Raw genomic sequence first — 5,268 nt, forward strand, 5'->3', positions numbered from 1 at the left:
GGACGCGGGGCCGGACGCGGGGTCCGGCGCCCGGACGTCCGTCGGTCCGGGTCCGCGTTCCGGGCCCGTCCGCGCGCCGCCCTCGTCGACGCCGCCCGTCAGAGCGCCCCCTTCGCCGCCCGGAAGCCCGCCTCCAGGTCCGCCGTGAGGTCGTCCACGTGCTCCAGCCCGACCGACAGCCGCACCAGCCCCGGCAACGTGCCCGTGGCGGCGAGCTGTTCGTCGTCGAGCTGGCTGTGCGTGGTGGAGGCGGGATGGATGATCAGGCTGCGTACGTCGCCGATGTTGGCGAGGTGGCTGAAGAGTTCGACGGCGTCCACGAACCGCTTGCCCGCCTCGACCCCGTCCCGCAGCTCGAAGCTGAGCACCGCGCCCGCGCCGCGCGGGAGATAGCGGCGGGCCGCCTCGTACCAGCGGTTGGAGGGCAGCCCGGGATAGTGCACGGCCTCGACCTCGTCGCGCTGCTCCAGCCACTCGGCCAGCGCCTGCGCGTTGGAGGAGTGCCGCTCGATGCGCAGGCTCAGCGTCTCGACGCCCTGGAGGAGCAGGAACGCGGAGTGCGGCGCGATCGCCGGGCCCAGGTCGCGCAGGAGCTGTACGCGCAGCTTGATCGCGAAGGCGCTCGGGCCGAGGTCGGGCCAGTAGCGCAGACCGTGGTAGCTCGGGTCCGGCTCGTGGAAGTCCGGGAAACGCGCGGCGTGTTCGCCGAAGTCGAAGGTGCCCGCGTCCACCACGACACCGCCGATCGTCGTGCCGTGCCCGCCGAGGAACTTGGTCGCGGAGTGCACCACGATGTCCGCGCCGTGCTCGATCGGCCGCAGCAGAAACGGCGTCGGCACCGTGTTGTCCACGATGAGCGGCACCCCGGCGGCGTGCGCGGTGTCCGCGACGGCCCGTACGTCCAGGACGTTGCCGCGGGGGTTGCCCAGCGTCTCCGCGAACAGCGCCTTGGTGTTCGGGCGGACCGCCGCCTCCCACGCGGCCGTGTCGTCGGGGTCGTCCACGAAGGAGACCTCGATGCCGAACTTCGGCAGCGTGTGCCGGAAGAGGTTGTACGTGCCCCCGTACAGCGAGGTGCTGGAGACGATGTGGTCGCCGGCCTTCGCGAGGGTCAGGACCGTCAGGGTCTCCGCGGCCTGGCCGGAGGCGAGGGCGACGGCGGCGACTCCCCCTTCCAGGGCGGCGATCCGCTGCTCGAAGACGTCCTGGGTGGGGTTGTGGATGCGGGTGTAGATGTTGCCGGGCTCGGCCAGCGAGAAGAGGTCGGCCGCGTGCCGGGTGTCGCGGAAGGCGTAGGAGGTGGTCTGGTAGATCGGCACCGCGCGGGCGCCGGTGGTGGGGTCCGGTTCGGCGCCGGAGTGGATCTGCCGGGTCTCGAAGGACCAGTCGGCCCCCTCGGCGGGCTGCGCGGACGCCTCGGGGGTGTGGCCTCCGGTCACGGAGTCGACGGGCTGGGTCATGCTGCGTCCTCGATTCGGTGCGGTACGGGGGCTGTTGACGGGTGCTGGGGCTTGGGGCTGTCGGGTGGGACCTGCGTTCGGGCGGGTGCGGCGGGGCGCCGGTGGTGCCGGTGGTGCCGCCGCACCGTCAGGCGACCTCGCGGAGACGGCCGTCCGCGACGTCGAAGACGAAGCCCCGTACGGCGTCGGTGTGCGGCACGAACGGGTCCGCGGCGATCCGCCTCAGCGACTGCCGCACATCGGTGTCCAGGTCGGTGAAGGACTCCGGCGACCACGGCGGACGGAACCCGGCGTCGTCCTCGATCTGCCGTTTGAAGTCGTCGTCGGCGAAGGTGAGCATGCCGCAGTCGGTGTGGTGGATGAGGATGATCTCCCGGGTGCCGAGCAGCCGTTGGCTGATGGTCAGCGAACGGATCACGTCGTCGGTCACGACGCCGCCGGCGTTACGGATGACGTGTGCGTCGCCCTCGTCGAGACCGAGCACGCCGTGGGGGTTGAGCCGGGCGTCCATGCAGGCGACGACGGCGGTCTGCCGCGCGGGCGGCAGCGGCAGCGGGCCGTCGAAGTCCGCCGCGTAGGAGTCGTTGCGGGCGAGGAAGTCGTCGGTTGCGGTCATGTCTGCTCCATCTCTCCGTCTGGCGTGGGCAGTTGACGTACGGGTGACGTGAGGTGCAGGGGACGTACGGGGACGTACGGCTCCCGCACGGGTACGGAAGGCGGGGGCGCCGGGCGGCCGTTCGCGGTGTGAACCGGGCGAGGACCGCGAGGACCGGGGTCCGTGCGCCCCCGCCGGTCAGGCGACCGGTACGGCCGCGGCGGCGCCGCGCGGTGCGGCGTAGCGGCTCGCCGGACGGGGCAGCCCGTAGTGCTCGCGCAGCGTGCGTCCGCTGTACTCGCCGCGGAACAGGCCGCGTTGACGCAGGATCGGCACCACGTGCTCGGCGAACAGATCGAACCCGCCGGGCAGCCACGGCGGCATCACGTTGAAGCCGTCGGCGGCGCCCTCCTCGTACCACTGCTGCAACTGGTCGGCGACCTGCTCGGGCGTACCGGCGATCACACGGTGGCCGCGCGCCCCCGCCAGCCGGTGCAACAGCTCCCGCACGGTGGGCTGTTCGCGCTCGACGATGTCGAGGACGAGCCGGAAGCGGCTGCCGTTGCCGCGCTCGCCGTCGGTCTCGATCAGCTCCCGCGGCACGGGCCCGTCCAGCTCCTCCTGCGACAGGCGGACGCCCAGCAGCCGGTGCAGCAACTGGAGCGAATACTCGGGCTGTGTCAGCTCGTTGAACTCCTCGTGCAGCCGCCGCGCCGCCGCCTCCGTCGAGGCGATGAAGGGGCTGATGCCGGGCAGCACCAGCAACTGCCGCGGATCGCGGCCCAGTCGGGCGGCCCGCTTCTTGATGTCGGCGTAGAAGTCCTGGCCGCTGCCGAGCGTCTGGTGCGCGGTGAAGACGGCCTCGGCGTGCCGTGCCGCGAAGGCCCGTCCGTCCTCCGACGACCCGGCCTGTACGTAGACGGGTCTGCCCTGCGGCGAGCGGGGGATGTTGAGCGGGCCGCGCACCTTCAGCAGCGGGCCGTCGTGGTCGACGGTGTGGATGCGGTCGGTGTCGGCGAACAGTCCGCTGCGCTGGTCGGCGACGAGCGCCTCGTCCTCCCAACTGTCCCAGAGCTTCGTGACGGCTTCGAGGAAGTCCTGGGCGCGCGCGTACCGTTCGGCGTGCACGGGGTGGGAGTCGAGACCGAAGTTCCCCGCGGCCTGCGGCGCCCCGGTGGTGACGATGTTCCAGCCAGCCCGGCCCCTGCTGAGGTGGTCGAGGGAGGCGAAGAGCCGCGCGAGGTTGTACGGCTCGGTGTACGTGGTGGACGCGGTGGCGATCAGGCCGATCCGCTCGGTGACGGCCGCGATCGCCGACAGCCAGGTGAAGGGCTCCAGCCGGAAGCGGCTGGCGTAGCGGACGTTGTCGGCGAGGGACGGGCCGTCGGCGAAGAAGACGCCGTCGAAGGCGGCGGCTTCCGCGCTGCGGGCCAGGTCCTGGTAGTGGCCGACGTCCAGCAGCCGGTCGGGGTCGGAGGAGCCGTGGCGCCAGGCGGCCTCGTGATGACCGCCCGGATAGACGAAGAGATTGAGGTGCAACTCGCGCTCCCCTGCGGGGCGTTGGCCGGTCGGGAGGCCCGCTCCGCTCGTACCGTCCCTCGTACCGTCCGCGGTCATACGGAGACCTCTTCCTTGGCTCCCTTGGATTCCTCGGCTTCCCTGGATTCCTCCGCGGCGTCCGCCGGGGACCGCTCGGCCTCCCGTTCGGCCTCCGTGACGCCCAGCCGGGTCAGCAGCGAGGCGCGCAGCGCGGCGTACTGGGGCGAGCCGGGCCCGCGCGGGCCGTCCAGCTCGACGGGGACGTCCGCCGTGATGCGTCCGTCCTCCAACACGGCGACGCGGTCGGCCAGTTCGATCGCCTCGTCCACGTCGTGCGTCACCAGCAGCACCGCCGGACGGTGCGCCGCGCACAGCTTCCGCAGCAACTCGTGCATACGGATACGGGTCAGCGCGTCCAGCGCCCCGAACGGCTCGTCCGCGAGCAGCAGTTCGGGCTCCCGTACGAGGGAACGGGCCAGCGACACCCGCTGCTGCTCGCCCCCGGACAGCTCCACCGGCCAGGCCGACTCCCGGTCGGCGAGGCCGACTTCGGCGAGGGCGGCCCGTCCGCGCTCCCGTGCGTGCGGACCGGTCAGGCCCAGCAGCACGTTGTCCAGGACCCGCTTCCACGGCAGCAGCCGGGCGTCCTGGAAGACGACCGAGACGTCCGCCGGCGCGTTCAGCACGCCCGTGCCGCGTACGGTGTGGTCGAGCCCGGCGAGGGCACGCAGCAGCGTCGACTTGCCGGAGCCGCTGCGCCCGAGCAGCGCCACGAACTCCCCTGCTCTGATGTCGAGTTCGAGCCCGTCCAGGACCTTGCGGTCCCCGAAGGAGCGTTCCAGTCCCTCGATGTGCACGGCCGTGCGGCCGCGCTCCTCCTCCGCCCGGCTCAGCTCGCGAGTGTCCGCCGCCACGACAGCACCTTCCTCTCCGCGTACCGCACCAGACCGTCGGAGAGCAGGCCCAGCAGCCCGTAGACGACCAGCCCGACGATGATGATCTCGGTCTGTCCGTACGTGCGTGCCAGCTCCATCATGTAGCCGAGTCCGCTGGTGGCGTTGACCTGTTCGACGACGACCAGCGCCAGCCAGGCCGCCGTCACTGCGAAGCGCATGCCGAGCAGAAAGCCGGGCAGTGCGCCGGGCAGCACGACATGGCGGATGAACTGCCACCGGTTCAGCCGTACCGTCTCCGACAGTTCGACGTAGCGGCTGTCGATGGTGCGCAGCCCGTTGTGCGTGTGGATGTACACGGGCACGAAGACGGCCAGCGCGACCGTGATGACCTTCATCGACTCCCCGATCCCGAACCACAGGACGAGCAGCGGTACGAGCGCCAGCGACGGCAGCGCCCGCTTCATCTGCACGGGCCCGTCGATCAGTCCCTCGCCGATCCGGCTGAGACCCGCGGCGAGCGCGAGCAGCAGCCCGGCGGCGGTGCCGAACAGCAGTCCCAGCGCGGCACGTTGGGCCGAACTGGCCAGATGCCCCTGGAGCCTGCCGTCCGCGACGAGGTCGCTCGCGGTGGTCACCACCGTCCACGGCGCGGACAGCAGCCGCGGCTCGATGAGCCCGGCGGCCGAGCCCGCCGACCACACGGCCAGCAGCAGCACCGGGCCGAGCGCCTTGCCGAAGCGGAGCGGGCGGCCCGGGGCGAGCCGCCGGGCACGGCGGG

At 72.3% G+C, this 5,268-nt stretch carries 5 protein-coding genes; all 5 read right to left on the minus strand.

Going from position 1 to position 5,268, the window contains the following annotated elements; genetic code table 11:
- Positions 1-98: 98 nt before the first annotated feature.
- On the minus strand, positions 99-1,460 hold the full coding sequence (locus AN218_RS31385; protein WP_079132796.1) for a bifunctional o-acetylhomoserine/o-acetylserine sulfhydrylase: 1,362 nt from the start codon (positions 1,458-1,460) through the stop codon (positions 99-101).
- Positions 1,461-1,587: 127 nt separating this feature from the next.
- Positions 1,588-2,076, minus strand: coding sequence for a beta-class carbonic anhydrase (locus tag AN218_RS31390; RefSeq protein WP_070020417.1), 489 nt, complete (start codon positions 2,074-2,076; stop codon positions 1,588-1,590).
- 177 nt (positions 2,077-2,253) lie between these two features.
- The gene (locus AN218_RS31395) at positions 2,254-3,672 is read right to left on the minus strand and encodes an LLM class flavin-dependent oxidoreductase (protein ID WP_079132797.1); all 1,419 of its coding nucleotides are present in this window, start codon (positions 3,670-3,672) and stop codon (positions 2,254-2,256) included.
- Positions 3,669-4,508, minus strand: coding sequence for an ABC transporter ATP-binding protein (locus AN218_RS31400; RefSeq protein WP_079132798.1), 840 nt, complete (start codon positions 4,506-4,508; stop codon positions 3,669-3,671). The genes AN218_RS31395 and AN218_RS31400 overlap by 4 nt, the downstream gene beginning before the upstream one ends.
- The coding region (locus AN218_RS31405) for an ABC transporter permease (protein ID WP_070020418.1) at positions 4,484-5,268 on the minus strand (785 nt) is incomplete at its 5' end. The genes AN218_RS31400 and AN218_RS31405, both read right to left, overlap by 25 nt.

Origin of the sequence: Streptomyces nanshensis (assembly GCF_001751255.1) — a bacterium.
Classification (GTDB): Bacteria; Actinomycetota; Actinomycetes; order Streptomycetales; family Streptomycetaceae; genus Streptomyces; species Streptomyces nanshensis_A.

Coding starts and splice junctions, on each gene's coding strand:
- AN218_RS31395 (WP_079132797.1), bottom strand. CDS start 3,672: ATGACCGCGGACGGTACGAGGGACGGTACGAGCGGAGCGGGCCTCCCG.
- AN218_RS31390 (WP_070020417.1), bottom strand. CDS start 2,076: ATGACCGCAACCGACGACTTCCTCGCCCGCAACGACTCCTACGCGGCG.
- AN218_RS31385 (WP_079132796.1), bottom strand. CDS start 1,460: ATGACCCAGCCCGTCGACTCCGTGACCGGAGGCCACACCCCCGAGGCG.